General features: G+C 69.5%; 23 protein-coding genes. 17 read left to right on the top strand and 6 right to left on the bottom strand.

Going from position 1 to position 23,178, the window contains the following annotated elements; translation table 11 throughout:
- Positions 1–43 precede the first annotated feature (43 nt).
- The 5 genes from ACX80F_RS02070 (at position 44) to ACX80F_RS02050 (ending at position 7,118) form a co-directional block, all read left to right on the top strand.
- Positions 44–643 carry a GDSL-type esterase/lipase family protein gene (locus ACX80F_RS02070; protein WP_459334715.1) on the top strand — a complete coding sequence of 200 codons (600 nt, stop codon included), beginning with the start codon at positions 44–46 and terminating at the stop codon, positions 641–643.
- 229 nt (positions 644–872) lie between these two features.
- Positions 873–2,657 carry an ABC transporter family substrate-binding protein gene (locus ACX80F_RS02065; protein ID WP_459334714.1) on the top strand — a complete coding sequence of 595 codons (1,785 nt, stop codon included), beginning with the start codon at positions 873–875 and terminating at the stop codon, positions 2,655–2,657.
- Positions 2,658–2,759: 102 nt separating this feature from the next.
- The gene (locus ACX80F_RS02060) at positions 2,760–4,292 is read left to right on the top strand and encodes an ABC transporter permease (protein ID WP_459334713.1); all 1,533 of its coding nucleotides are present in this window, start codon (positions 2,760–2,762) and stop codon (positions 4,290–4,292) included.
- 10 nt (positions 4,293–4,302) lie between these two features.
- Positions 4,303–5,337, top strand: coding sequence for an ABC transporter permease (locus ACX80F_RS02055; protein WP_459334712.1), 1,035 nt, complete (start codon positions 4,303–4,305; stop codon positions 5,335–5,337).
- Positions 5,337–7,118, top strand: a complete 1,782-nt coding sequence (locus ACX80F_RS02050; RefSeq protein ID WP_459334711.1) for an ABC transporter ATP-binding protein — start codon at positions 5,337–5,339, stop codon at positions 7,116–7,118. Before ACX80F_RS02055 ends, ACX80F_RS02050 begins: the two co-directional genes overlap by 1 nt.
- An 83-nt stretch (positions 7,119–7,201) precedes the next feature.
- On the opposite strand, the gene ACX80F_RS02045 is transcribed toward ACX80F_RS02050, so the two are convergent.
- A complete protein-coding gene (locus ACX80F_RS02045) occupies positions 7,202–8,167 on the bottom strand; it encodes a zinc-binding dehydrogenase (protein WP_459334710.1) in 966 nt (321 codons plus the stop codon).
- Between the two features lie 134 nt (positions 8,168–8,301).
- Between ACX80F_RS02045 and ACX80F_RS02040 the strand changes: the two genes are divergently transcribed.
- Entirely contained in the window at positions 8,302–8,376 is a 75-nt protein-coding gene (locus ACX80F_RS02040) for a 50S ribosomal protein bL37 (RefSeq protein ID WP_369299106.1), read from the top strand.
- Between the two features lie 107 nt (positions 8,377–8,483).
- Here ACX80F_RS02040 and rsrA read toward each other — a convergent pair whose 3' ends face one another.
- Positions 8,484–8,744 (bottom strand): mycothiol system anti-sigma-R factor, encoded by a 261-nt coding sequence (gene rsrA / locus ACX80F_RS02035; RefSeq protein ID WP_043446197.1) that lies wholly within the window; start codon positions 8,742–8,744, stop codon positions 8,484–8,486.
- Positions 8,741–9,442, bottom strand: coding sequence for a sigma-70 family RNA polymerase sigma factor (locus ACX80F_RS02030; protein ID WP_459334709.1), 702 nt, complete (start codon positions 9,440–9,442; stop codon positions 8,741–8,743). The genes rsrA and ACX80F_RS02030 overlap by 4 nt, the downstream gene beginning before the upstream one ends.
- 351 nt (positions 9,443–9,793) lie before the next feature.
- On the opposite strand from ACX80F_RS02030, the gene ACX80F_RS02025 reads away from it, so the two are divergent.
- The 11 genes from ACX80F_RS02025 to ACX80F_RS01975 all read left to right on the top strand — a co-directional run bounded on the left by ACX80F_RS02025 (position 9,794) and on the right by ACX80F_RS01975 (position 19,497).
- The gene (locus ACX80F_RS02025) at positions 9,794–10,309 is read left to right on the top strand and encodes a DoxX family protein (protein WP_459334708.1); all 516 of its coding nucleotides are present in this window, start codon (positions 9,794–9,796) and stop codon (positions 10,307–10,309) included.
- Between the two features lie 5 nt (positions 10,310–10,314).
- A complete protein-coding gene (aroA, locus tag ACX80F_RS02020) occupies positions 10,315–11,685 on the top strand; it encodes a 3-phosphoshikimate 1-carboxyvinyltransferase (RefSeq protein WP_459334707.1) in 1,371 nt (456 codons plus the stop codon).
- Positions 11,682–12,812 (top strand): ribosome small subunit-dependent GTPase A, encoded by a 1,131-nt coding sequence (gene rsgA, locus ACX80F_RS02015; protein ID WP_459334706.1) that lies wholly within the window; start codon positions 11,682–11,684, stop codon positions 12,810–12,812. The genes aroA and rsgA overlap by 4 nt, the downstream gene beginning before the upstream one ends.
- A 162-nt stretch (positions 12,813–12,974) precedes the next feature.
- The gene (locus ACX80F_RS02010; RefSeq protein ID WP_043446208.1) at positions 12,975–13,178 is read left to right on the top strand and encodes a cold-shock protein; all 204 of its coding nucleotides are present in this window, start codon (positions 12,975–12,977) and stop codon (positions 13,176–13,178) included.
- Positions 13,179–13,312: 134 nt separating this feature from the next.
- The gene (gene hisN / locus ACX80F_RS02005) at positions 13,313–14,122 is read left to right on the top strand and encodes a histidinol-phosphatase (RefSeq protein ID WP_459334705.1); all 810 of its coding nucleotides are present in this window, start codon (positions 13,313–13,315) and stop codon (positions 14,120–14,122) included.
- Positions 14,123–14,152: 30 nt separating this feature from the next.
- Positions 14,153–14,914: a class I SAM-dependent methyltransferase gene (locus ACX80F_RS02000; protein ID WP_459334704.1), complete on the top strand. Its 762-nt coding sequence runs from the start codon at positions 14,153–14,155 to the stop codon at positions 14,912–14,914.
- 31 nt (positions 14,915–14,945) lie between these two features.
- A complete protein-coding gene (locus ACX80F_RS01995) occupies positions 14,946–15,869 on the top strand; it encodes a metal ABC transporter substrate-binding protein (RefSeq protein WP_459334703.1) in 924 nt (307 codons plus the stop codon).
- Complete coding sequence (locus ACX80F_RS01990) at positions 15,866–16,666, top strand: metal ABC transporter ATP-binding protein (protein WP_459334702.1); 801 nt, start codon at positions 15,866–15,868, stop codon at positions 16,664–16,666. Before ACX80F_RS01995 ends, ACX80F_RS01990 begins: the two co-directional genes overlap by 4 nt.
- 1 nt (position 16,667) lies before the next feature.
- A complete protein-coding gene (locus tag ACX80F_RS01985; RefSeq protein WP_459334701.1) occupies positions 16,668–17,591 on the top strand; it encodes a metal ABC transporter permease in 924 nt (307 codons plus the stop codon).
- Positions 17,591–18,319 (top strand): metal-dependent transcriptional regulator, encoded by a 729-nt coding sequence (locus tag ACX80F_RS01980; RefSeq protein WP_459334700.1) that lies wholly within the window; start codon positions 17,591–17,593, stop codon positions 18,317–18,319. The genes ACX80F_RS01985 and ACX80F_RS01980 overlap by 1 nt, the downstream gene beginning before the upstream one ends.
- Before the next feature lie 77 nt (positions 18,320–18,396).
- Positions 18,397–19,497, top strand: coding sequence for a carboxylate-amine ligase (locus tag ACX80F_RS01975; protein ID WP_459334699.1), 1,101 nt, complete (start codon positions 18,397–18,399; stop codon positions 19,495–19,497).
- Positions 19,498–19,513: 16 nt separating this feature from the next.
- Here the strand turns inward: ACX80F_RS01975 and ACX80F_RS01970 are convergent, their stop codons facing one another.
- Genes ACX80F_RS01970 through ACX80F_RS01960 form a run of 3 tightly spaced genes read right to left on the bottom strand, consistent with a single transcriptional unit; the run spans position 19,514 to position 23,118 of the window.
- Positions 19,514–21,658, bottom strand: coding sequence for an alpha-galactosidase (locus tag ACX80F_RS01970; protein WP_459334698.1), 2,145 nt, complete (start codon positions 21,656–21,658; stop codon positions 19,514–19,516).
- A 41-nt stretch (positions 21,659–21,699) separates the two neighbouring features.
- On the bottom strand, positions 21,700–21,927 hold the full coding sequence (locus ACX80F_RS01965; RefSeq protein WP_459334697.1) for a hypothetical protein: 228 nt from the start codon (positions 21,925–21,927) through the stop codon (positions 21,700–21,702).
- Between the two features lie 48 nt (positions 21,928–21,975).
- Positions 21,976–23,118 carry a D-alanyl-D-alanine carboxypeptidase family protein gene (locus ACX80F_RS01960; protein WP_459334696.1) on the bottom strand — a complete coding sequence of 381 codons (1,143 nt, stop codon included), beginning with the start codon at positions 23,116–23,118 and terminating at the stop codon, positions 21,976–21,978.
- Between the last annotated feature and the right edge of the window lie 60 nt (positions 23,119–23,178).

Genomic DNA, 23,178 nt, shown 5'->3' with positions numbered 1-23,178 from the left:
GTCCGGGCAGCCATGCACCTTCGACGAGTACACCGAGGAACCAGTGGAACAACGCAAAATCCGGCTAGCAGCAGTGGGCGACGAACTCCTCGCAGGGCTCGGTGATCCGCGGGCCCTCGGCTGGCTCGGTCGCGTGATGGCGAGGACCAGGCCCGACAACGTGTCGGTCGAGGCCTACAGCCTGGCCGCCCCCGGCGAGGGAACCGAGGCCCTGGCGAACCGCTGGCTGCAGGAGGCCGGGCGCCGCTTCGCCGACGGCTGCGACAACCGGCTGGTGATCGGCCTGTCCGACCGCGACCTCGACCTCGAGCTGTCCACGGCGAGGAGCCGCCTCAACCTGGCGAACATCCTCGACGGCGCCTCGCAGTCGAGCGTCAAGGCGCTCGTCGTCGGACCTCCGCCCGGGCTCGACGCCGAACGCAACCGCCGGCTCGCCGACCTCTCCGCCGCCTTCGGCGACGTCACCACGCGCCGCAAGCACGTCTTCGTGGACACCTTCACCCCGCTGCTCGCCCACGAGCAGTGGCGGCACGACCTCGCGGCGAACGGCGGGACACCGGGCCAGGCCGGGTACGGCCTGATGGCCTGGCTCGTGCTGCACCGCGGCTGGTTCCAGTGGCTGGAAGTACCCGCGCCAGAGTAGGGCACGCGAGAGCCGAAGAGGCCCCGGGACACGCTGTCCACGGGGCCTTTTCGCTTGTTCAGGGCCCTTATGTTTCACCGGGGTAACAAATGGGTTAGACACGCCTTACTGAGTGTCTAGAGGCAACGATCTGTGGCTATGCTGTGCGAGTGTGATTGCCGTCACTACAGCAATCCGCCTCGTGGGACCTATCTCCGTCCCTCGCGCCCAGCACAGTAAGGACTATCGAATGCGTAATAAGCGCACAATGTCGCTCGCCGCACTGTCCATCGGAGCGCTCATGCTGAGCGCCTGTGGATCGGCGGGTGGGACGGCTGAAACCCCGGCGTCCGAGAATGCCGAGGAGAACCTGGCATCGACGATCAACATCGCGATCAGCCAGGCTCCGACCGGCTACAACGGCAACACCGCCGCCACGAACGCCGTCTACAACACCTACGTGGACAACCTGACCTCGAGCGGATTCGCTGACTTCACGGCGGCCGGGGAGCTCGTCCCCAACGAGGACTTCGGGACCTACGAGAAGACCAGCGACGATCCGCTGACCGTCAAATACACCATCAACGAAGATGCTGTCTGGTCCGACGGAACGCCGATCGACTACGACGACGTCCTGCTCAGCTGGGCGAGCCGCTCGGGAACCTTCCCCAGCGGTGAGAAGGACCCCGAGACCGGCGCGGAGAGCGACCTCTTCCTCGCCGCGTCCACCAACGGCTTCGACCAGATGGAGATGATCGAGGGCGAGCCCGGCGACAAGGAGTTCGAGGTCGTCTTCGCCGAGCCCTACGCCGACTGGGAGGCCCTCTTCGGAGCGGGTGGCTTCATGCCGGCCCACATCGCCGCCGAGCAGGGCGGCCTGTCCGTCGACGGTGACGGCGCCGAACTGGTCGAGGCCCTCAAGGCCAAGGACACTGCCGCCCTGGCACCCGTGGCCGAATTCTGGAACACCGGCTGGAACTACGAGGCAGACCTGCCCACCCTGCCGGACACGGCCCTTCTCCCCGCCTCCGGTCCCTACAAGCTCGACAACGCCACAGAGGGCACGCTGACGCTCGTCAAGAACGACCAGTACTGGGGCGAGGAGCGCGCCGGCAAGACCGACACCATCGTCTTCAAGACCATCGTCGACGAGGAGGCCGTCCAGGCCCTTCAGAACGGTGACGTCGACGTCATCGATCCTTCCAGCCCCACCGTCGACACGAAGGCGGCCCTCGAGCAGATCGGCGAGACCGTCACGGTCGACACCGGCACGTCGCTCACCTTCTCGCACATCGACCTCGACCAGCGCCCGGGCGCCGTCTTCGAGGACCTGCGGGTCCGACAGGCCTTCCAGGCCTGTGTCCCCCGCGCTGACATGGTCGACAAGTTCGTCACGCCGATCGATCCCGAGGGCACCGTGATGAACCTGCGCGAGTACCAGCCCGGACAGCCCGACTACGACACCGTCCTCGAGGGAGCGCCCGCCGCGCAGGGCGACGGCACTGCCGACATCGAGGGCGCCAAGGCCCTCCTCGCGGAAGCCGGCAAGACCGAGCCCGTCAAGGTCAGCCTGATGTTCGCCTCGACGAGCCAGCTGCGCGCCGACATGGTCGCACTGGTCAAGGACTCCTGCGACAAGGCCGGCTTCGAGATCATCCCGCAGCCCGAAGCCGAGTGGTCCTCCAAGCTCTCGCAGCCCGGCGCCTGGGATGCCGTGGTCTTCGGTTGGGCGGGCTCCGGCCTCGTCGCTTCCGGCCAGTCCATCTACGTCTCCGACGGAGAGCAGAACTTCGGTGGCTACGCCGACGAAGAGGTCGACCGCCTCTGGGATGAGATCGCCTCCAGCACGGACGCCGAGCAGGTCGTCCCGCTGAAGACCGAACTCGAGCAGCGCCTCGCCGAGACGCAGTACAACGTGGTGCTCTACGCGAACGCCGACATCATCGGCCACTCCTCGAAGCTCGAGGGCGTCGAGATGAACCCGACGCAGACCGGCATCACCTGGAACGCCTACGACTGGACGAAGCAGAACTAGTTGCTTCTGCCGGCCGACGCATGAGGACGGGCAGGCCCTCGGGCCTGCCCGTCCCTGTGCCCGGCGCTGCTATGTCCTGCACCGCTTCCTAGGAGCCCCCACGTGTTCTACTTCATCGCCAAGAGAACGATCATCTCGTTCTTCATCATGCTCGCAGCGACCACGCTGATGTACTTCCTCACCATCTCGTCGGGCGATCCCTTCGAGGACCTCGGTGAGACGAGCGGCCCCGAGAAGGCCGCCACGATCGCGGCCCGTACCGCCGCCATGAACCTCGATGTCCCGCCCATCCCCCGCTACTTCCTGTGGCTGCAGGAAGTGGGCCACTGCCTCGTCCCCGGCGGTGTGGGCTGCACGCTCGGCATGGACCGCACCGGCGCCGCCGTGCTCCCCCAGCTCGAGAACGCCATGGGATCGACGCTGCGCCTCGTCGTCGTCGCGACGATCCTCGCGCTCATCCTCGGCGTCGTCGTCGGCATCGTGACGGCGATCCGCCAGTACAGCACCTTCGACTACTCCGTCACCTTCATCTCGTTCCTGCTGTTCTCGCTGCCGCTGTTCTGGCTCTCGACGCTGCTGAAGCAGTACCTCGCGATCGACCTGAACACGTGGCTGGCGAATCCGCAGTTCTCGTACCTGGCGATCGCCCTCATAGGGGTGGTCTCCGGCGTCATCTGGGCCGTGGTCGTCGGAGGCGACCGGAAGCGGCGTCTGAGCACCTTCGGCATCGCCGCCGCGGTAACCGCCGTCGCGCTCTACCTGCTGCTGGTCACCGGCTGGTTCGTCAGCCCGGGCCTCGGGGTCGTCGGCATGCTCGTCTCCGCCGCGGGCATCGCCGTCCTCTGGACGGCTCTCCTCGCGGGCTTCCGTCGGAAGCGCGTTCTCAACGCCGCGCTCGCCGCCGCCGGCGTCAGCTTCGTCGGCTACCTCGTCTCACTCTTCCTCTTCGAGGATCCGAACTGGCTCGTGGTGCTGGCACTCGTGGTCGTCACGGCGGTGCTCGCATACGTCGTCGCCGGCGTCGTCGGTGGACCGTTCCGCGCACAGGCAGCGAAGATCGGAGCGGTCATCGCGGTGTCCGTGAGCCTCCTGGTCGTTCTCGATCGCCTCCTCCAGGCGTACCCGACGCTGTCGGCCAAGTCCGGCGGGCGGCCCATCCCGACCACCGGGTCGCAGTCGGCCAACCTGGAGGGAACGTTCTGGGAGATCAACCTCGACTACGCGCTGCACCTGATCCTCCCGACCATCGCGCTGACGCTCATCTCCTTCGCCACCTACACCCGGTACACGAGGGCAAGCCAGCTCGACGTCATGAACCAGGACTACATCCGGACCGCACGCGCCAAGGGCCTCAGTGAGCGGACCGTGCTCGTGAAGCACGCCTTCCGCAACGCGATGATCCCCATCACCACCCTGATGGCGTTCGACTTCGCCGGCGTCCTGGGCGGCGCAGTCATCACCGAGCAGGTCTTCGGCTGGAACGGCATGGGCAAGATGTTCATCGACGGCATCAACAACGTGGACCCCGGACCGGTGATGGCCTTCTTCCTGGTCGTCGGCACCGCGGCCGTGCTGTTCAACATGCTGGCCGATATCGCCTACGCGTTCCTCGACCCGCGCATCACCCTGAGCTAGGACCAACACCATGAGTGAGAAGAAGTTCGAACCCAACGACTCGCGGGCATCGGCCGAGTTGTCCGAGATGACCCTGCAGAGCCAGGACACCGACATCGTGACCGCCGCCCCCACCCGTGAGCAGACGGACCGCATCGGGACCACGGCCGCCAAGAGCCAGGGGCGCCTGATCCGCGAGCGGTTCTTCCGCCACAAGGGCGCGCTGGCAGGTATCACCCTGCTGGTGATGATCGTGATCCTCGCCTTCAGTTCCATCGGCTTCGCCGGCATCCCCGGCTGGTGGAACAAGGAGTACGACGTCCTCGCGGCACGCTTCAACGAGGGCCGGCCCACGCTCACGCTGTGGCCGTTCAGCCTCGGCGAGCATCCGTTCGGGCAGGACGTCCTCGGCCGTGACTACTTCGCGCTGACGATGCGTGGGACCCAGACCTCGCTCATCATCGCCTTCATCGTCGGGCTGGTCGCGATGGTGATCGGCACCACCGTCGGTGCGATCGCCGGCTACTTCCGCGGCTGGACCGAGGCGTTCCTCATGCGGATCACCGATGTCGTCATCACCATCCCCACTGTCGTCATCGCCGCAGCGGTGGCCGGGATCGTCGCGAAGGCGGGCATCATCCCCTTCGCCGTGTTCCTCGGCGTCGTCACGTGGACCGGACTGGCGCGTCTCGTGCGCGGGGAGTTCCTGTCCCTGCGCGAGAAGGAGTTCGTCGAATCGGCGAAGTCCGTGGGCGCGAGCTCGTTCCGCATCATCTTCCGCCACATCCTGCCGAACACCGTCGGCGTCATCATCGTCTCGACGACGCTCGCCATCTCCGGGGCAATCCTGCTGGAGACCGCCCTGAGCTACCTCGGGCTCGGCGTCGTCGCCCCGGACACCTCGCTCGGCAAGGCCATCAACGACAACCGCTCCGCCCTCACGGTCCGGCCGTGGCTGTTCCTCTGGCCCGGCGCGTTCATCATCGGCATCGCGCTGGCCGTCAATTTCATCGGTGACGGCCTGCGCGACGCATTCGATCCCAAGCAGACAAGGGTGAAGCAGTAATGAGTTCCAGTACCGTCACCATCACGGACGAACAGGCACCCCCCGTCAACGGCCCGATCCTCGCGGTCGAGGGCCTCGGCGTCGAGTTCAACGTGGACAACGAGTGGGTCATGGCCGCCGAGGACGTCTCCTACGAGATCCACCCCGGCGAGATCCTCGCGATCGTCGGCGAGTCCGGCTCCGGCAAGAGCATGTCCTCCATGGCCCTGCTCGGCCTCCTCCCCCGCAACGGGCGCGCGCACGGCAGCGCCAGGATGCTCGGCAAGGAACTCATCGGCGCGCCGCAGAGCACGCTCCGGCGCGTGCGCGGCAACGAGATCGCGATGATCTTCCAGGAGCCCATGACCGCGCTGAACCCGGTGCTCACCGTGGGCGAGCAGATCCGCGAAGCCGTCGAGCAGCACACCGAGCTCTCCCCCGCCCAGGCGAAGAAACGCTCCATCGAACTCCTGCGCATGGTGGAGATCCCGGAGCCGGAGCGCCGCTACGACAACTTCCCGCACCAGTTCTCGGGCGGCCAGCGCCAGCGGGCCATGATCGCCATCGCGCTGGCCAACGACCCGATGCTGCTCATCGCCGACGAGCCGACGACTGCGCTCGACGTCACCGTGCAGGCCGAGGTCCTGGACCTCCTTCGCAAGCTCAACAAGCGGCTCAACAGCGCCGTACTCCTGATCACCCATGACATGGGAGTGGTCGCCGATCTCGCCGACCACGTGGTCGTCATGGAGCGGGGGCGGATCGTCGAGGCCGCGCCGACGGCACAGCTGTTCGCCGCCCCGGCAGAGGCCTACACCCGGCAGCTCCTCGGGTCGGTGCCCCACCTGGGCTCGAAGGTGGGAGGTGTCCTCACGGACGTCGAGGTCGTCGACGGGCACGTGAGCATCCACGAGGAGTACGCCGCGCAGGCCCTGCGCACGCGGGAGTCGCATACCGCGTCCGGCGTCGTCCCGGCGCTCGAACTCGTCGATGTGGACATCGAGTACCCCGGGCGCTTCCGTCAGCCCGCCTTCAAGGCGGTCTCGGGCGTCTCGCTCACCATCAACCCGGGCGAGGTCCTGGGCCTCGTCGGGGAGTCGGGCTCCGGCAAGTCGACGATCGCACGCGCCGTCACCGGCCTGATCAAGACGTCCGGGGGTACGGTCAGCATCGGCGGCACGGACATCACGAAGCTCAGCGCCCGGCAGCTCCTGCCGCTGCGCAAGCGCTTCGCGATCGTGTTCCAGGATCCCGCAGCATCCCTCAACCCGCGCATGTCGATCGGGGAGAGCATCGGGGAGCCCCTGTTCCTGCACGAGAAGCTGAAGCGTGCGGAACTGGATCAGCGTGTCGCGGCGCTGCTGGAGGACGTGCAACTGCCGGTCGCCTTCCGCAACCGGTACCCGCACGAGCTCTCCGGCGGCCAGCGCCAGCGCGTCGGGATCGCCCGCGCACTGTCGCTCCAGCCCGACCTCCTCGTCGCGGACGAGCCGACGTCGGCGCTGGACGTGTCCGTGCAGGCGAAGGTCCTCGACCTGCTGCAGGAACTGCAGCGGGAGCGGGGCTTCGCGTGCCTCTTCGTCAGCCACGACCTCGCCGTCGTCGAGCTGCTGGCCAGCCACATCGCGGTGCTCAACAAGGGCGTGCTCGTCGAGCAGGGCAGCACGGAGCAGATCCTGAAGTACCCCCGCGATCCGTACACGCGCCGTCTGCTCGCAGCGGCGCCCGTGCCCGACCCGGCGGAGCAGGCGGTCCGGCGCCGGCAGCGCTCGGCCATCCTGGCGGCCGGCGTGTCCGAGTAGCCGGACCCTGCACGACGACGAAGGACCCCTCCTTTCTGAACTGCTCTCCGGAGGGGTCCTTCGTCGTGGGGCGGGGCCTCCGCTCAGTGGCGGAAGACGATCTTCCCGAAGAGGTCGCCGTCGAGCATGCGCCGGAACCCCTGCGCGGCGTCGTCGAGCGGGAGGACGGCGTCGATGACGGGCCGGACGCCGGTGGCCACGAGGAAGCGCGTCAGCCGGACGAGCTCGTCCCGCGTGCCCATGGTGGAGCCCAGCACACGCAGCTGCAGGAAGAAGACCCGGTTCAGGTCCGCGGAAGGGGCCGCGCCGCTCGTCGCGCCGCACGTGACCACGGTGCCGCCCGGCACGAGGGACTTCAGGGAGTGCGCCCAGGTGGCCTCCCCCACGGAGTCGAAGACGACGTCGACGCGCTCGGGCAGGCGCGCCCCGGCGTCGAACGCCTGCTCGGCCCCGAGGTCGAGGGCACGCTGCCGCTTCTCCCCGCTGCGGCTCGTCGCCCATACCCGGTAGCCGGCCGCCGAGGCGAGCGCGACCAGGGCGGAGGCGACCCCGCCTCCAGCCCCCTGGACGAGCACCGTGGAGCCGGGCGACGCGGGAGAGACCGTGAACAGCATGCGATACGCCGTCAGCCACGCCGTCGGCAGGCACGCCGCCTCCTCGAAGGACAGCTCTGCCGGCTTGGGCACCAGGTTGCGCGCAGGAACCCAGACGTAGTCGGCCATCGTGCCGGGGTACCGCTCGGAGAGCAGGGAGCGCTTCGGGTCGAGGGTCTCGTCACCGCGCCAGCCGTCCGAGGAGACCACACCGTGCACGATCACCTCGTTGCCGTCGTCGTCGATCCCGGCGGCATCGCAGCCGAGCACCATCGGCAGGCTGTCCTCCGGCAGTCCGACGCCCTTCAGGGACCACAGGTCGTGGTGGTTGAGGCAGGAGGCCACGACCTTCACCCGCACGAAGCCCTCAGGAGCCGCGGGGACGTCGAGGTCCCCGACGGTGAGGCCGGCGAGGGGCGTGTCCGCGGACTGGGTTGCGGCGTAGGCAGCGCGCATACATAAGCTCCTTCGATCATGGATGGTTCCCCAATCCTAGGCGGCGGCCCTGTTTAGGTGGCGCCCGTCGCCGTGTGGGAGACTGGGGTGCAGTTCTGCACTGTATACAGTGCCTGAAGAAGAAGGAGGCAGCCATGAGCAAGCGAGCACGCAAGCGTCGCGACCGGAAGCGTGGTGGCGCGAACCACGGTAAGCGCCCCAACACCTGAGTCCAGGCGTACACGGCGTCCCTGCTGTTCGGGGATGCACCGACAGAGAACCTCCGGCCCCTGAGGGTGCCGGAGGTTCTCTGTCTATCGGGCTCTGCGTCGGCTGCTCAGTGGTCCACGGTCTTGAGGTGGCTGATCCGGTCCAGGATGCTCGCCTTCAGGGTGGACGGCGCCACCTCGGTGCAGGACCGCTTCACGACCGACCGGATGACGCACTCGAGGTCATGCTCCTCGGCGCACTGGGGGCAGTCGTTCAGGTGGTCCTTGATCTCCACGAGGTCCTGGTGGGACAGCGCACCGTCCAGGTACTCGTACAGCCGCTCGATCCTCGCATCGGCGCAGTCGCCCATGTTCCCGCAATCGCTCATTTCTCCATCTCCTGTTCCTTACCCTTACCCTTCGCCCCCGCTGCGACCGTGGCCTTCGTGCCAGCTCCGGTGCTGACACCCAGCCCCCGGTCGCGCGCATATTCCGCGAGATGCTCGCGGAGTAGCTTGCGGCCGCGGTGCAGCCGGGACATGACCGTCCCGATCGGCGTGTTCATGATTTCCGAGATCTCCTTGTACGCGAAGCCCTCGACGTCGGAGAAGTACACCGCGAGCCTGAACTCCTCGGGGATCGCCTGCAGCGCGTCCTTCACGTCCGAATCGGGCAGGTGGTCGAGCGCTTCGACCTCGGCCGAGCGGAGCCCCAGGGAGGTGTGCTCGGCCGCCTTGGCCAGCTGCCAGTCCTCGATGGTGTCCGAGTGCGACTGGAGGGGCTCGCGCTGCCTCTTCCGATAGAGGTTGATGTAGGTGTTGGTGAGGATGCGGTACAGCCACGCCTTCAGGTTCGTGCCCGGCTTGTACTGGTGGAAGGCAGAGAACGCCTTGGTGTAGGCCTCCTGCACCAGGTCCTCCGCGTCGCTGGGATTGCGGGCCATGCGCATGGCGGCCGAGTAGAGCTGGTCGACGTACTGCATGGCGTCGCGTTCGAAGCGCGCCTTGCGGTCCGCTTCCGACTCCGTGGACACGTCCAACTGTGCATCTTCTGCCGGGCTGCTGCCTGCGGGGGCTGTGGTATCCATCGAGCGAAAGTCTACGCGCCCCTGCTGTCGCGACGCCGTGGTGTCAGCCCGCCTGGGAGAGGTCGACAACTGGAACTCCGGTCTCTCGGCCGTCGCGGTCCGTGCCCCTGCCATCCGAATTCCTCTCACCGTCCTGCTGTCCGTTACGCCTGTTCCAACCCGTCGCCGCATCCCCTTATTCCTGTCCGTTCTCCGGTCCGCGACCAGCGTGCCGCCCCGGCGCCGTCCGCAACCCACCCGCCGGCCCGGGTCGAGGATCGTGCCCGGTGGGAGGGCATGCAAAACTAGAGCCAGCGTGCTTCGTACTCGAAACCCATGTCCGGCCGACGCGCCGGCACCCAGGAGGCAGTCATGACCCTTGTCCGCGTAATCGCCCGACCCCTGATCGCCAGCAGCTTCGTCGTGAGCGGCGTCGATCGGCTCCGCACGGCGGGTGCCACGGCTCCGCAGCTCAAGCCCGTCCTGTCCGGCGTCGCGAAGATGGTCCCGTCGGCGGGCGCGATCACCGGCAACGAGAAGCTCGTGGGCCAGGTCCTCGGCGCCACCCAGGTCGGCGCGGCCGTGCTCCTCGGCATCGGCCGGTTCTCCCGGCTGGCGGCGCTGCTGCTGACCGTCACCACCACGGTAAACGCGCTCGTCGACTACCGCTCCGCGGATTCGTCGACCCCCGAGGGCAAGAAGGCCCGCCGCTCCCAGCTGCTCAAGAACCTCTCCCTGATCGGCGCCGTCCTGCTCGCCGCCGTCGACACCAACGGACGCCCCGGCATCGCCTGGCGCGCCGAGCACCTCGCGACGGACGCCCGGAAGCAGCTGAAGAAGGCGGACAAGGCCGTCCGCAAGACCGCGTCCGACGTCGTGGGTTCCTAGGCTCCATGGCAGCGACATCAGGCGGGGCGCCCCACCGGACCGGGTGGAAGGCACCCCGCCTGACCCGTCCCGTGGACGCGGACCTCTCGGTCCCCGGCTCCAAGTCCCTCACCAACCGCTATCTCGTGCTCGCGGCCCTCGCCGACGGCCCCTGCCGCCTGCGACGGCCCCTGCACTCGCGTGACTCGGCCCTCATGATCGCCGCGCTGCGCGTCCTCGGCGCCGTCATCGAGGAGGTCCCCGGCGACGGCGACTTCGGCCCCGACCTCCGCGTGACCCCCCTGCAGAGCGGTGCGTCGGCGTCCCGCGCGGTGGACTGCGGCCTCGCGGGCACCGTCATGCGCTTCGTGCCCGCGCTGGCGGGCCTGGTCACCGGCACCACCACGTTCGACGGCGATCCGCACGCGCGTCGCCGCCCCATGGGCAGTATCATCGACGGCCTCCGCGGTCTCGGCCTGCGGATCGACGACGGCGGCGCGGGGGCCCTTCCGTTCTCCGTCCACGGAGAGGGCCAGGTGCGCGGTGGCCGCCTGGTCATCGACGCCTCCGCGTCCTCCCAGTTCGTCTCGGCGCTCCTGCTCGTCGGCGCGCGCTTCACCGACGGGCTGCACCTCGAACACGTCGGCAAGCCCGTGCCCAGCCTCGACCACGTCCGGATGACCGTCGAGACCCTCCGGGCCGTCGGCGTCGCCGTGGACGACTCCGTGCCGAACCACTGGCGCGTCTCCCCCGGCCCGGTCGCCGCGTTCGACGTCGCCGTGGAACCCGACCTCTCCAATGCCGGCCCCTTCCTCGCCGCCGCCGTCGTCACGGGCGGCACCGTCCGCGTACGGAACTGGCCGGAGGGCACCACGCAGGTCGGTGACGCCTGGCGGCGCATCCTGCCCCAGATGGGCGCGACCGCGGACCTCCGCGGCGGCGTGCTCACCGTCACTGGCGGCCCGACGATCACCGGCGGGACGTTCGCCGATACCTCGGAACTCGCGCCCACCGTCGCCGCGCTCTGCGCGCTGGCCACGACGCCGTCGACCCTCACCGGGATCGCCCACCTCCGCGGACACGAGACCGACCGGCTCGCGGCGCTCGTCACGGAGATCACCAACCTCGGCGGGGACGCCGAGGAGACGGCTGACGGCCTCCTCATCCGACCGGCTCCGCTCCATGGGGGCCTGTTCAGCACCTACGACGACCACCGGATGGCCACCGCCGGCGCGATCATCGGCCTCGCCGTGGACGGCGTGGAGGTCGAGAACATCGGCACGACGGCCAAGACGATGCCGGAGTTCCCCGAGCTGTGGGCCGCCGTCGTATGCCCCGCGGGCGAGCCTGCGTCCGACGGTGAGCCGGCCGCCACTGCGCCCGTGGCCCGGGCATGAGCGAGGCCGGCACCCGCCGCGGCTCGCGGGCCTGGGACGAGTCCGACGTCCGGATCCGCCCCAACAAGAAGGGGACCCGCCCCCGCACGAAGAACCGCCCCGCCTACGAGGACGCCGTGACGGGACGCGTCGTGACGGTCGACCGCGGTCGGTACACCACCGTGGTCGACGAGGGTACGCCCGACGAGCGGACGGTCATCGCCGCCCGGGCGCGCGAGCTGCGCCGCAACGCCGTCGTCGCCGGGGACCTCGTGGCCCTCGTGGGTGACCTCTCGGGCGGCCCGGACTCCCTCGCGCGCCTCGTGCGCATCGAGGAGCGGACGACGGTCCTGCGCCGGAGCGCGGACGACACCGACCCGGTGGAGCGCGTGGTGGTCGCCAACGCGGACCAGCTCGTGATCGTCGTCGCCGCCGCCAACCCCGAACCGAGGACGGGCTTCATCGACCGGGCGCTCGTCGCCGCCTACGACGCCGGGATCGAACCCCTGCTGTGCATCACCAAGGCCGACCTCCGCGACCCGGCCCCCCTGCTCGCCAACTACGAGCACCTGGACCTGCGCGTCATTATCAGCGGGACGGACGAAGGCACCGGCATCGCCGCCACCTCCGACGACGGCGAGTCCGCGCAACTGTCCTCCGCCGCCGTCGACGCCCTGCGCGAGGAGCTCGACGGGCAGGTGAGCGTCCTCCTGGGCCACTCCGGGGTCGGCAAATCCACCATGGTCAACGCGCTGACCGGGTCCACGCGTGCCACCGGCGGCGTGAACGCGGTGACAGGCAGGGGACGGCACACGTCGTCCTCGGCACTCGCGCTGAAGGCCGCCGACGCCGCCCCCGGCACGTGGATCATCGACACCCCCGGCATCCGGTCCTTCGGGCTCGCGCATGTGGAGGCGGACAGGATCCTCAAGGCGTTCCCCGACCTGGAGCCGGGGACCGAGCGCTGCGAACGGGGCTGCCGGCACGACGACCACGCCGTCGGATGCGGCCTCGACAGCTACGTGGCCGAGGGACTCGCGGGCGACTCCGGGCCGGTGCGCCTGGCGTCGCTGCGCCGTCTGCTCAGCGCAGGGACAGCCGACGCGCGAGGCAGCTCACATGACGCCAAGGAACTCGGACACCAGTGATCGGCCCGATCACTGGTAGGGTCGATCCTGTTGTTGTTTGCGCATTACATCTCTAAGCCTTGACCCTCCACCTGGAGTTCGACAGCTTTTTTGATAAGCGGGTAACGAACTGCACGATGAGCCCCGAACGTCGGGACGCTCTCACCTGGTAAGGAAATCTCAATGGCTACTGGCACTGTGAAATGGTTCAACGCCGAAAAGGGCTTCGGCTTCATCGCTCCCGAGGACGGCGGCGCTGACGTGTTCGCCCACTTCTCCGCGATCAACTCGAACGGCTACCGTTCCCTCGAAGAGAACCAGAAGGTCAACTTCGAGACCACCCAGGGTCCCAAGGGTCCCCAGGCCGAGAACATCACCGTTCTCTGATTCTTCCGACACCGCCTGGCGGTGACGGCCGGAAAGCCACCGTGCGGCGCAAGCCCCCGGTGGCTTTCTGCTGTTCCGGGCCACTCCCCGCGCCCCGCACGGGATGCGCCCACCGAGACGATAGGTTGAACGGTATGAGTTTCACGCAGGGCTACAACGACGACCTTCGTCTCGCCCACATCATGGCCGATTCGGTGGACGACCAGACGATGTCGCGTTTCAAGGCGCTCGACCTGCGGGTGGAGACCAAACCCGATCTCACTCCCGTGACCGACGCCGACAAGGGCGCGGAGGAGGCCATCCGCGGGCAGCTCTCCCGTGCCAGGCCCCGGGACGCTGTCCTCGGCGAGGAGTTCGGCAGCACCGGGTCCGGCTCACGCCGCTGGGTGATCGACCCGATCGACGGCACCAAGAACTTTGTGCGCGGCGTCCCGGTCTGGGCCACGCTCATCTCGCTCGTCGACGACGGCAAGCCCGTCGTCGGCCTGGTCAGCGCCCCCGCGCTGGGCAAGCGGTGGTGGGCGGCCCAGGGCACCGGCGCCTACACCGGGAAGTCCCTCGCCGCCGCCCAGCGCCTCCGGGTCTCCAACGTCTCCCGCCTCGAGGACGCATCGCTGTCCTACTCCAGCCTGTCCGGCTGGCGGGACCGCGGGACGCTCGCCGAATTCGTGAACCTCACGGACCGGGTGTGGCGCACGCGCGCCTACGGGGACTTCTGGTCCTACTGTCTCGTGGCGGAGGGCGCGGTGGACATCGCCTGCGAGCCGTCACTGAACCTTTACGACATGGCCGCGCTCGTGCCGATCGTCACCGAGGCCGGCGGCCGCTTCACCTCCCTCGACGGCGAGGACGGACCCCACGGCGGCAACGCCCTCGCAACCAACGGCACCCTGCACAGCGAAGTGCTGCGAACCCTCAACCCCGATGTGGATGACCTGCTCTAGCAGCGGGTGCCGCACCCTGGACCCCGCACGGTGAAGGGCGGGCCCCGGCTCGCCGAGGAACGCCGCAGGGACCTGGCCGCCGCCTACCTGTCGGGGGCCGGCCGGTACGACCGTGTCCGCCCCGGCTACCCTGCCGTCGTCGCCGACTGGATCACGCCTCCGGATGCCCCCCACGCCGCCGACCTCGGGGCCGGCACCGGCCTGTTCTCGGAACTGCTCGTAGCGCGTGGACTCGCCGTGACGGCGGTGGACCCCTCCGAAGACATGCTCGCCGTCCTCGGGCAGCGGTTGCCCGGGCTGCCCACGGTCCGGGGCACGGCCGAGGAGTCGCACCTCCCGGATGCCTCCATGGATCTGCTCACCCTGGCCCAGACCTGGCACTGGTGCGATCAGGCCGCCACGGTCCGGGAGGCCGGCCGGGTCCTGAGGCCGGCAGGCCGGCTCGCCCTGCTCTGGAACCAGCTCGACGTCTCGATCCCGTGGGTGCACCGCCTGTCCAGGATCATGCACGCCGGCGACGTGTTCTCGCCCTCCTACCGCCCCTGGTTCGGGGACGCGTTCGACGCCCCGGAGGAGCTGGTGGTGCACTGGACCCAGGAACTGGACGTCGCCGGCGTCCTCGACCTCGCACGGTCCCGGAGCTACTACCGCCGGGCGGCGCCCGCGCTGCAGGCCCGCGTCGAGGCGAATCTGCGGTGGTACCTCACCGACTATCTCGCCTTCGCCCCGGATGCGTCGCTCCGGCTGCCGTACTACACCCACGCCTGGCGGGCATCCCTCCGGACGACCTAGATTTCGCCATGCCTAAACGTTAGATTTAGGCATGCCTCAAATTCTGCGGCGCGCTCGCCTCCTGGCAGTGATCCTCTCGTGCCTCGCCCTCGTCGTCGTGACGACCGGTTGCGCCCGGCAGACACCGGCATCATCCGCCACGGACGACCGACCGCTCGTGCTGACCACCTTCTCGGTCCTCGCGGACCTCGTCGACACCGTCGGTGGCGGGCACGTCCGGGTCGAGTCGATCACCAAGGTGGGAGCGGAGATCCACGGGTACGAACCCACGCCGTCGGACCTGGTCCGGGCGCAGGACGCCGACCTCATCATCGACAACGGCCTGGGCCTCGAGCGCTGGTTCGAGCGGTTCCTGAACTCCGTCGACGCGCCCCACGCGGTCCTGTCCGACGGCGTCGAACCCATCGACATCCGGACCGGCGACTACCGCGGCCGGGCGAACCCCCACGCGTGGATGTCCCCCATCGCCGCGCAGACCTACGTGGACAACACCGTCGATGCCCTCTCGGGGCTCGCACCGGAGCACGCCGCCGACTTCGAGGCGAACGGCCTCCGACTCAAGGCCGACCTCGCCGACCTGCTGGCCGACTTCCGGGAGGACCTCGCGGGCGTCGAGACCGCGGCGCTGGTGACCTGCGAAGGGGCCTTCTCCTATCTCGCCCGCGACGCTGGGCTCCGGGAGGCGTTCATCTGGCCGGTCAACGCCGACTCCGAGGGGACGCCGCGGCAGATCCGCGAGGTCATCACCTTCGTCGAGGACAACCGCGTGCCGACACTCTTCTGCGAGTCCACGGTCAATCCCTCCGCCCAGGAGCAGGTGGCCCTCGCCACCGGGTCGCGGCTCGGCGGGACGCTGTACGTCGACTCGCTGTCCGGGCCCGAGGGCCCGGTGCCGAACTTCCTCGACCTCATCGAATACGACCTGCACACCATCGCGGAAGGACTCGCCCGATGACCACCCATCCGGAGGCAGGGCCCGTGCCCGTCATCGACGTACGGCACCTCACCGTCCGCTACAGCGACGTGCTGGCCCTCGACGACGTCAGCATGCAGCTCCTACCCGGGAGGATCTGCGGGCTCATCGGCGTCAACGGGTCCGGGAAGTCGACGCTGTTCACCTCGCTCATGGGGCTCCTCACGCCGCAGGCGGGCTCCATGGAGCTCTTCGGGACCTCCATCGCCCGGGCGAGGAAGAGCGGGCTCGTCGCCTACATGCCGCAGTCGGAGGGCGTCGACTGGACGTTCCCGGTGTCGGTGGCCGACGTCGTCGGTATGGGCCTGTACGGCCGGCTCGGGACCGCGCGCCGCCTGCGGGCGGCCGACCGGGCGGCCGTCGACGACGCCATCGAGCGCGTCGGCCTGTCCGAGCTGAGGAGGCGCCAGATCGGGCAGCTCTCGGGCGGGCAGCGCAAGCGCGTGTTCATCGCCCGGAGCATCGCCCAGGACGCCCGGCTCCTGCTCCTCGACGAACCGTTCGCGGGGGTCGACCAGTCGAGCGAGCACACCATGACCGCCCTGCTGAAGGCGCTTCGGGACGAGGGTCGGTCGGTGCTCGTGTCCACGCACGATCTCGCGGGCGTCCCCGAACTGTGCGACGAGGCGGTCCTCCTGCAGCAGCGCGTCCTCGCCCACGGCGATCCGTCGCAGGTCCTGACCCACGGCAACCTCGCGCTCGCCTTCGGTCCCCCGCCCGCCGGCATCTCCTCCCCCGCCCCCGGTGCGGCCCCCTCCTCCCCGAACGGTGCATCCTGACATGGACGTCCTCGCGTTCCTCCTCGAACCGCTCCAGTACGGTTTCCTCACCCGGGCCCTCGCCGTCACCGTCGCGGCGGCTGTCGTCGCCGCGGTGCTCTCCTGCTGGCTCATCCTCATGGGGTGGTCGCTGATGGGCGACGCCGTCTCGCACGCGGTCCTGCCCGGCGTCGCCCTCGCCTACATCCTCGGCATCCCCTTCTCCATCGGGGCCTTCGTCTTCGGCGTCGGGGCCGTCGCGCTCATCGGGCTCGTCCGGTCGACCACCAAGCTGAAGGGGGACACCGTGATCGGCGTCGTCTTCACCGGCCTCTTCGCCGCCGGGCTGGCGATCGTCTCGGCCACGCCGTCCCAGATCGACCTCATGCACATCCTGTTCGGGAACGTCCTCGGGGTGTCCGCGGGCGATGTCCGGCAGGTGCTGATCCTCGGCGTGCTGACCCTGGCCATCCTGCTGGTCAAGCGTCGCGACCTCACCCTCCTGGCCTTCGACCGCACGCATGCCCATGTGATCGGCCTGAACACGCGGTTCCTGTCCGCGCTCCTCCTCGGCCTGCTCGCCCTGACCGTCGTCGTGGGCCTTCAGGCCGTGGGCATCATCCTCGTCGTGGCCATGCTGATCACGCCCGGAGCCACCGCGTTCCTGCTCGCCCGCAGCTTCGACCGCATGCTGGTGATCGCCGTCGTCCTGACCGTGGCGGCATCCGTGGCCGGGATCTACGCCAGCTACTACCTCGATATCTCCACCGGCGCCGCCGTCGTGCTGTGCCAGGCTCTCGTGTTCGCCGTCGTCTACCTCGTCGGCAGGCCGGACGGCGTCCTGTGGCAGGTACGACGACGGCGCCCGGCAGCCGCTCCGCCCAGCCCGGCGGCCGGTCCCTCCGGCACGCCGGGTGCTTCGGGCGCGCGACTGCGGGACGCCTGATGGCGGGCCGCCGGGGCGCCGTGCTCAGTATCGAATCGACCAGCGTGCAGGACTACGTGAAGGCCATCTACGCCTTCACGGAATGGCAGGCGGAGCCGATCACCGCATCGCACCTCGCCGCCCGCCTGATGGTCGCGAACTCGTCCGTCACCGGGATGGTGGGCAAGCTGGTGGACCTCGGCCTGGCCGAGCACCGCAAGTACGGGCCGATCAGCCTCACGCCGTCCGGCCGGGTGCTCGCCCTCGCGATGGTCCGCCGCCACCGGCTCATCGAGACGTTCCTCGTCACGGAACTCGGCTACGGCTGGGACGAGGTGCACGACGAGGCTGAACTGCTCGAGCACACGGTCTCGGATGCCTTCGTCGAGCGGCTCGATCTGAAACTGGGCCGCCCCGCACGGGACCCGCACGGCGATCCGATCCCGGGAGCGGACGGCCGCGTCCGCTACCCGCCGGCACATCGTCTCGACGGCCTGGACGAGGGCCACCTCGGCAGGCTCTGCCGGGTCAGCGACGACGATCCTGACGTGCTGCGCCTCCTCGACCGCCACGGCATCACCCTCGACGCCGACGTCCAGCTGGCGCGGCGTGGCGAGGGTCCGCTCATCGAGCTGCGCCTCCGCGCGGACGCCTCCGCGCCGAGCCTGCCCGTGGACGGGACTCTCGCGCGGTCGCTGTGGATCGAGAGCACGGCTCCGCACGCGGGGTGCACTGTCGACACGGAATGACGGGAGCGCGTCACGCCCTCCTAGACTGGTCGGGACCTGTAATGCGCCGCGTCCTGCCATCTGAACGGAGTGCCCCGATGACCACGCTCGGACTTGAGGAGGAGTACCTTCTCCTCGACCCGCAGTCGGGACTGCCGATCCACCGCGCCGCCGAGGTGGAGGGCATCCTCGCCTCCCATCCCGAGGTCGGCCCGGACGAGATCCAGCGCGAGCTGCTCTCGTGCCAGATCGAGACGGCCACACCGGTCTGTTCCACCCTGACGGAAGCCGAGGAGTCGCTGCTGAACTTCAGGAGGAGGTTCGCGGACGCAGCCGCACGCACCGGAAGCCTCGGCGCGGCGACCGGCACGGCCCCGCAGATCCCCCAGGCGTATCCGGAACTGACCGACAAGCAACGCTACGAGGACCTCAGGGCCAGTGCGCCGGGTATCGTCGGCGACCAGTTCGTCAACGGTCTGCACGTCCACGTGGGCGTACCGGATCCGGAACGGGGCGTGCAGGCGCTCAACCGGATCCGGCCATGGATCCCCCTGCTGGCGGCCCTCAGCGTGAACTCGCCGTACTGGCTGGGTCGCGACAGCGGGTTCGACAGCTGGCGGGTCATCCATTACCGGAGGTGGGCGGTCCAGGGGATCGCCCCGTACTTCGCGGACGCCGCCGACTACGAACGCCGGATCACGCGTCTCGCCGCGACGGGCGCGATCCTGGACCGCGGTGTCCTCACCTGGGTGGCGCGGCTCTCCGACCACTACCCCACCCTGGAGCTCAGGGCGTGCGACGTCCAACTCGAGGCCCAGGACTCCGTGCTGCTCGGCGCCCTCACACGCGCACTCGTCGTCACCGAACTCCAGGCGGTCGAGGCCGGTACCGCTCCCCTCGTCCCGGATCCGGAACTGCTGGACGCCGCCCTGTGGCAGGCCGCACGCGACGGCATGGGACGCCACCTCATGGACCTCGCGACGGCGGAGCCCGTGCCCGCCGAGCAACACCTCGCCGCGTTCATCGAGCACGTCGGCGCCGCCCTCGAGGCCGAGGGCGACACGGAATGGGTGAAGGCGGGCCTCGAGACCATCGGCGAACGCGGCACCGGTGCGCAGCGCCAGCGCCGCGCCATGCACGAGGGCGGCACCGCGGCACTGCTGTCGCTCTACACGGAGACGCTCACCTACGAGCCGTAGGGGGTGAGGCGCTGGTCTACGCGTCGACCGCGCGGAACTCGATCAGCAGGCTCTGCTCGGGCAGCAGCACGGGGGCCTGGACGCCGGCCTGGGCCAGGGCGCGGCCGGACAGGCGCACCGGCTCCCCTTCGAGGGCCAGCTGCAGCCAGGCCAGCGGGGACTGTCCGTTACCGGGATGCCCCTCCTCCGGAACCGCGGGACACACCTCGTACAGGGTCTCGGGGTCGAGGCCGGGGAACGTCAGGGGGCCGGGCGGGTAGCTTGCACTGGACGCGGTGAGCGAGTAGCCGAACAGGGCGCGGCGCCGGTCCTCGGACACGATGCCCCGCAGGTCCATCGCGGGGTCCGGACACTCGGCGTGCACCACGCTGCCGCGGTGCAGGTCGTCACGCCAGGAGCGGTGGAGGTCCACGTAGCGGCCGAGGATCTCGTACTCCGCCTCCGTCAGGTCCGAGATGTCCCACTCGATGCCGTAGTGGCCGAAGATCGCGGTGGCGGCCCGGAACGGCAGCGTATGGGCCCGGCCGGTCGAGTGCGAGACCGGCCCGCCGATGTGCATGCCCAGCAGCTCCGGCGGTACGACGAGGCCGGTGTATTTCTGGTTCACGAGCCGTTCGATCGGATCGATGCAGTCGCTCGTCCAGATGCGGTCCGTCCGGGCGAGAATCCCCAGGTCCACGCGTGCACCGCCCGAGGCGCAGCTCTCGATCTCGAGGTCGGGGTGCCTGCTGCGCACCTCGTCGAGCAGGCGGTAGAGCGCCTCGACGTGCCGGTGGACGGCGGCCTGGCCCGTCCTCGCGTCCGCGGCCTCGAGGAGGTCCCGATTGTGGTCCCACTTGACGTACGCGATGTCATTGGCCGTGAGGATGTCGTCGAGCCGTTCGAGGATGTACGCGTAGGCGTCCGGGTTGCCGAGGTTGAGGACCTGCTGCTGGCGCCCCGGCAGCGGCAGGCGCCCCTCCGCCTGCAGGATCCAGTCCGGATGGGCGCGCGCCAGGTCCGAGTCGGGGTTGACCATCTCGGGTTCGAACCACAGGCCGAACTCCATGCCGAGGTTCCGCACGTGGTCGATGATCGGCGCCAGCCCGTCGGGCCACACCGTCTCGTCCACGTACCAGTCACCGAGGCTGGAGGTGTCGTCGCGCCGCCCGCGGAACCATCCGTCGTCGAGCACGAACCGTTCGACGCCGAGGGACGCCGCACGGTCCGCGAGGGCTCGCAGACGTGGGAGGTCCAGCGCGAAGTAGACGGCCTCCCACGTGTTGAGCGTGACCGGGCGGGGACGCCGCGGGTGGGAATCGCGGGCCCTGACGTCCCTGTGGAACCGACCGGACAACTCGTTCAGCCCGTGTCCCCAGGAGCCGACGGCGGGCGGGGTCGTGTAGCTCTCCCCCGGTCCGAGGACGACCTCGCGGGGGGACAGCACCTCGCCCGCGGCGAGGAACACGGAGCCGGCGGGGGTCTTCTCGGCGAGCACGTGCTGGTTGCCGCTCCACGCGAGGTGGATGCCCTGGACGAGGCCGTGCTCGAACCCGAACCCTGGGGTGCCCGCGGCGAGCAGGACCGTGGCGTCAGCGCCGGGCCTGCCGCGCCGGCTCGTCCGCGAGTAGGTGCCCGTGGTCAGGTCGTGGCGCTGCGGGGACCGTTCGCGCAGGTGCCGACCGGTCGTGTCCAGGATCTCCGCCGCCGTGTGGTGCAGCGGGAAGAACAGATTGAGGGCGCGCACCTCGTAGTCGTCGTCACCCGTGTTCGTCAGCTCCAGGCTCTGCGTGAAGAGACCCGCCTCCGTGAGGGCCAGGCGCGCGCGCACGGAGAGCCCGGCGTCGTCGTCGCGCGCCTCGACGAGTGCACCGTCGCCTCGGCGGTCCATCGAGGTCACGGTGAACCGGGGGTAGAGCTGGGCGCCGGTGCGGTCACCCGTGAGCCCGGGTGTCCCCTGCCAGCCGGACGATTCGAGCGGCAGGACGGTCAGGAGGGCGGGGACGTCGATCCCGCCGGACACGCGCTGCGGCTGATGTGCGGTGGTGATGCCGCGCAGCTCGGCGGGGCTCACGTCGCCGAGGGCCGGACCCCAGTACGCGATGGTCGGCATGCCGTGCGGATGAGGGTCGAGCACCACGCTGGTGCCGCCGCGCGAGAGGTGGAGGGGTTCGGAGGTCATATATTATTTTTAGCGTGTAAATAACTCCTCGGGCAACACGCCTACCGTGCGCGGGTGTCCCTCCGAAGCAGGCCCGCGATCAGGCAGAGGAGACCGAGCAGGAGGGGAATGAGGGTGTAGAGCGTGTGGGTTCCCCCGACGTAGCTCATGACGAAGATGTACACGAAGGTGCTCCCCACGAGGATCCAGCCGAGCACGATCAGGCCGCGGCCCCGACGGGGCGGCGGTAGCGGCGGGAGCCACGACGGCGTCCTGTCAGTCCAGCTCATCGCCCCAGTGTAGTTCGCGCTCCCGGCTCCCGGTCGGCGGGTGATCGGTCAGTAGGTCGGCGCCGCGGGGATCGACATGTAGTGCTCGAGCGTCGGCAGTCCGTGGGTGCGCATCTCCGAGGAGATCGTGGTGCCGACATAGCGCAGGTGCCAGGGCTCGTACGCATAGCCGGTCACCGAGGTCTGGCCGCGCGGATAGCGGATGATGAACCCGTACCGCCATGCGTTCTGCGCCGCCCATGCCCCCGCCGGTGTGCCCGCGAAGCATTCCTGCAGACCGCACGCCCCGTTGCTGTTGCCGATGTCGATGGCGAGGCCGGTCTGGTGCTCGCTGTAGCCGGGACGCGCCGAGATGAGGTCGGCCGTCGCCCGCCCGTACTGGTTGACGTAGGAGGTGTAGAGGGAGGCCTGCGTGTCGTACGAGCGGTACCCGCTCACCGGCACCATCGCGATCCCGGCTGCCCTCGCGTCGGCGAGCAGCCGGGTGAACTGCTGCGCCGCGTCGCTGCGCAGCACCGGGCCCCCTACCCCCACCAGCGGGCCGGGCGTGTACCGCGCGGGGTTCAGCGGACGCCGCTTGTTGACCACGACCACCGACGAGGACGCGACGTCGATGTCGCGCCTCAGCACCGTCCCGCCCCTCGCGGTCCATGTGATGAGGCCACGCTGGTAGCGCTGCGTACAGGTCCCCGCGCTGCACGACTCGTTCGAGACCGGATAGCCCAGGGCGCCGTTCTCGTAGTTGGTCGTAGCCCACCGGGCCCTGATGGCCCCGACGGAGATCCGCGCTCCCGTGGTCGGCGACCAGATGATCGATCCGCCCTGGTAGTTCTGGAAGCAGCCGCCACCACGCAGGCCGCAGACCTCGCGCCCGATGGGATACCCGAAGCGGCCGTTCTCGGAGCCGTATGCCCGCCAGGTCTGACGGATGGCACCGTACGAGGGCTGGGCTCCGGTGGCCGGCGACCAGACGATGACACCGCGCTGGTAGTTCCGCTGGCATCCTCCATTGCGGAGCCCGCAGAACTCGGCGCCCACCGGAGGCCCGAGACGCCCGCCGGCGCCGCCGAGCTGCGCGTACCGCGCGTCGATCGCCGTCAGGGCGTGGCCCGGTGGGGCCGTGGCAAGACTGCCGGAGGCCATGAGGGCGCAGCAGAGGGCTATCAGCAGGTGCTCGAGTGTGCGGTTCATTTTTTCCCCCCGGACGTCGGCGTCGCTCAAGAGTAGACGCGACGGTCACGCGGGAGAAGG

It is taken from the genome of Arthrobacter sp. TMS2-4, from assembly GCF_054511075.1.
The sequence above is the reverse complement of the archived record's forward strand: the minus strand, read 5'-3'. Positions and strand labels throughout refer to the sequence as shown.

Bases quoted from the DNA above. Each gene is read 5' to 3' on its own strand.
- ACX80F_RS02065 (WP_459334714.1), top strand. From the start codon at position 873: ATGCGTAATAAGCGCACAATGTCGCTCGCCGCACTGTCCATCGGAGCG.
- ACX80F_RS02055 (WP_459334712.1), top strand. From the start codon at position 4,303: ATGAGTGAGAAGAAGTTCGAACCCAACGACTCGCGGGCATCGGCCGAG.
- ACX80F_RS02050 (WP_459334711.1), top strand. From the start codon at position 5,337: ATGAGTTCCAGTACCGTCACCATCACGGACGAACAGGCACCCCCCGTC.
- ACX80F_RS02045 (WP_459334710.1), bottom strand. From the start codon at position 8,167: ATGCGCGCTGCCTACGCCGCAACCCAGTCCGCGGACACGCCCCTCGCC.
- rsrA (WP_043446197.1), bottom strand. From the start codon at position 8,744: ATGAGCGATTGCGGGAACATGGGCGACTGCGCCGATGCGAGGATCGAG.
- ACX80F_RS02030 (WP_459334709.1), bottom strand. From the start codon at position 9,442: ATGGATACCACAGCCCCCGCAGGCAGCAGCCCGGCAGAAGATGCACAG.
- ACX80F_RS02025 (WP_459334708.1), top strand. From the start codon at position 9,794: ATGACCCTTGTCCGCGTAATCGCCCGACCCCTGATCGCCAGCAGCTTC.
- aroA (WP_459334707.1), top strand. From the start codon at position 10,315: ATGGCAGCGACATCAGGCGGGGCGCCCCACCGGACCGGGTGGAAGGCA.
- rsgA (WP_459334706.1), top strand. From the start codon at position 11,682: ATGAGCGAGGCCGGCACCCGCCGCGGCTCGCGGGCCTGGGACGAGTCC.
- ACX80F_RS02010 (WP_043446208.1), top strand. From the start codon at position 12,975: ATGGCTACTGGCACTGTGAAATGGTTCAACGCCGAAAAGGGCTTCGGC.
- hisN (WP_459334705.1), top strand. From the start codon at position 13,313: ATGAGTTTCACGCAGGGCTACAACGACGACCTTCGTCTCGCCCACATC.
- ACX80F_RS01995 (WP_459334703.1), top strand. From the start codon at position 14,946: ATGCCTCAAATTCTGCGGCGCGCTCGCCTCCTGGCAGTGATCCTCTCG.
- ACX80F_RS01990 (WP_459334702.1), top strand. From the start codon at position 15,866: ATGACCACCCATCCGGAGGCAGGGCCCGTGCCCGTCATCGACGTACGG.
- ACX80F_RS01985 (WP_459334701.1), top strand. From the start codon at position 16,668: ATGGACGTCCTCGCGTTCCTCCTCGAACCGCTCCAGTACGGTTTCCTC.
- ACX80F_RS01980 (WP_459334700.1), top strand. From the start codon at position 17,591: ATGGCGGGCCGCCGGGGCGCCGTGCTCAGTATCGAATCGACCAGCGTG.
- ACX80F_RS01975 (WP_459334699.1), top strand. From the start codon at position 18,397: ATGACCACGCTCGGACTTGAGGAGGAGTACCTTCTCCTCGACCCGCAG.
- ACX80F_RS01970 (WP_459334698.1), bottom strand. From the start codon at position 21,658: ATGACCTCCGAACCCCTCCACCTCTCGCGCGGCGGCACCAGCGTGGTG.
- ACX80F_RS01965 (WP_459334697.1), bottom strand. From the start codon at position 21,927: ATGAGCTGGACTGACAGGACGCCGTCGTGGCTCCCGCCGCTACCGCCG.
- ACX80F_RS01960 (WP_459334696.1), bottom strand. From the start codon at position 23,118: ATGAACCGCACACTCGAGCACCTGCTGATAGCCCTCTGCTGCGCCCTC.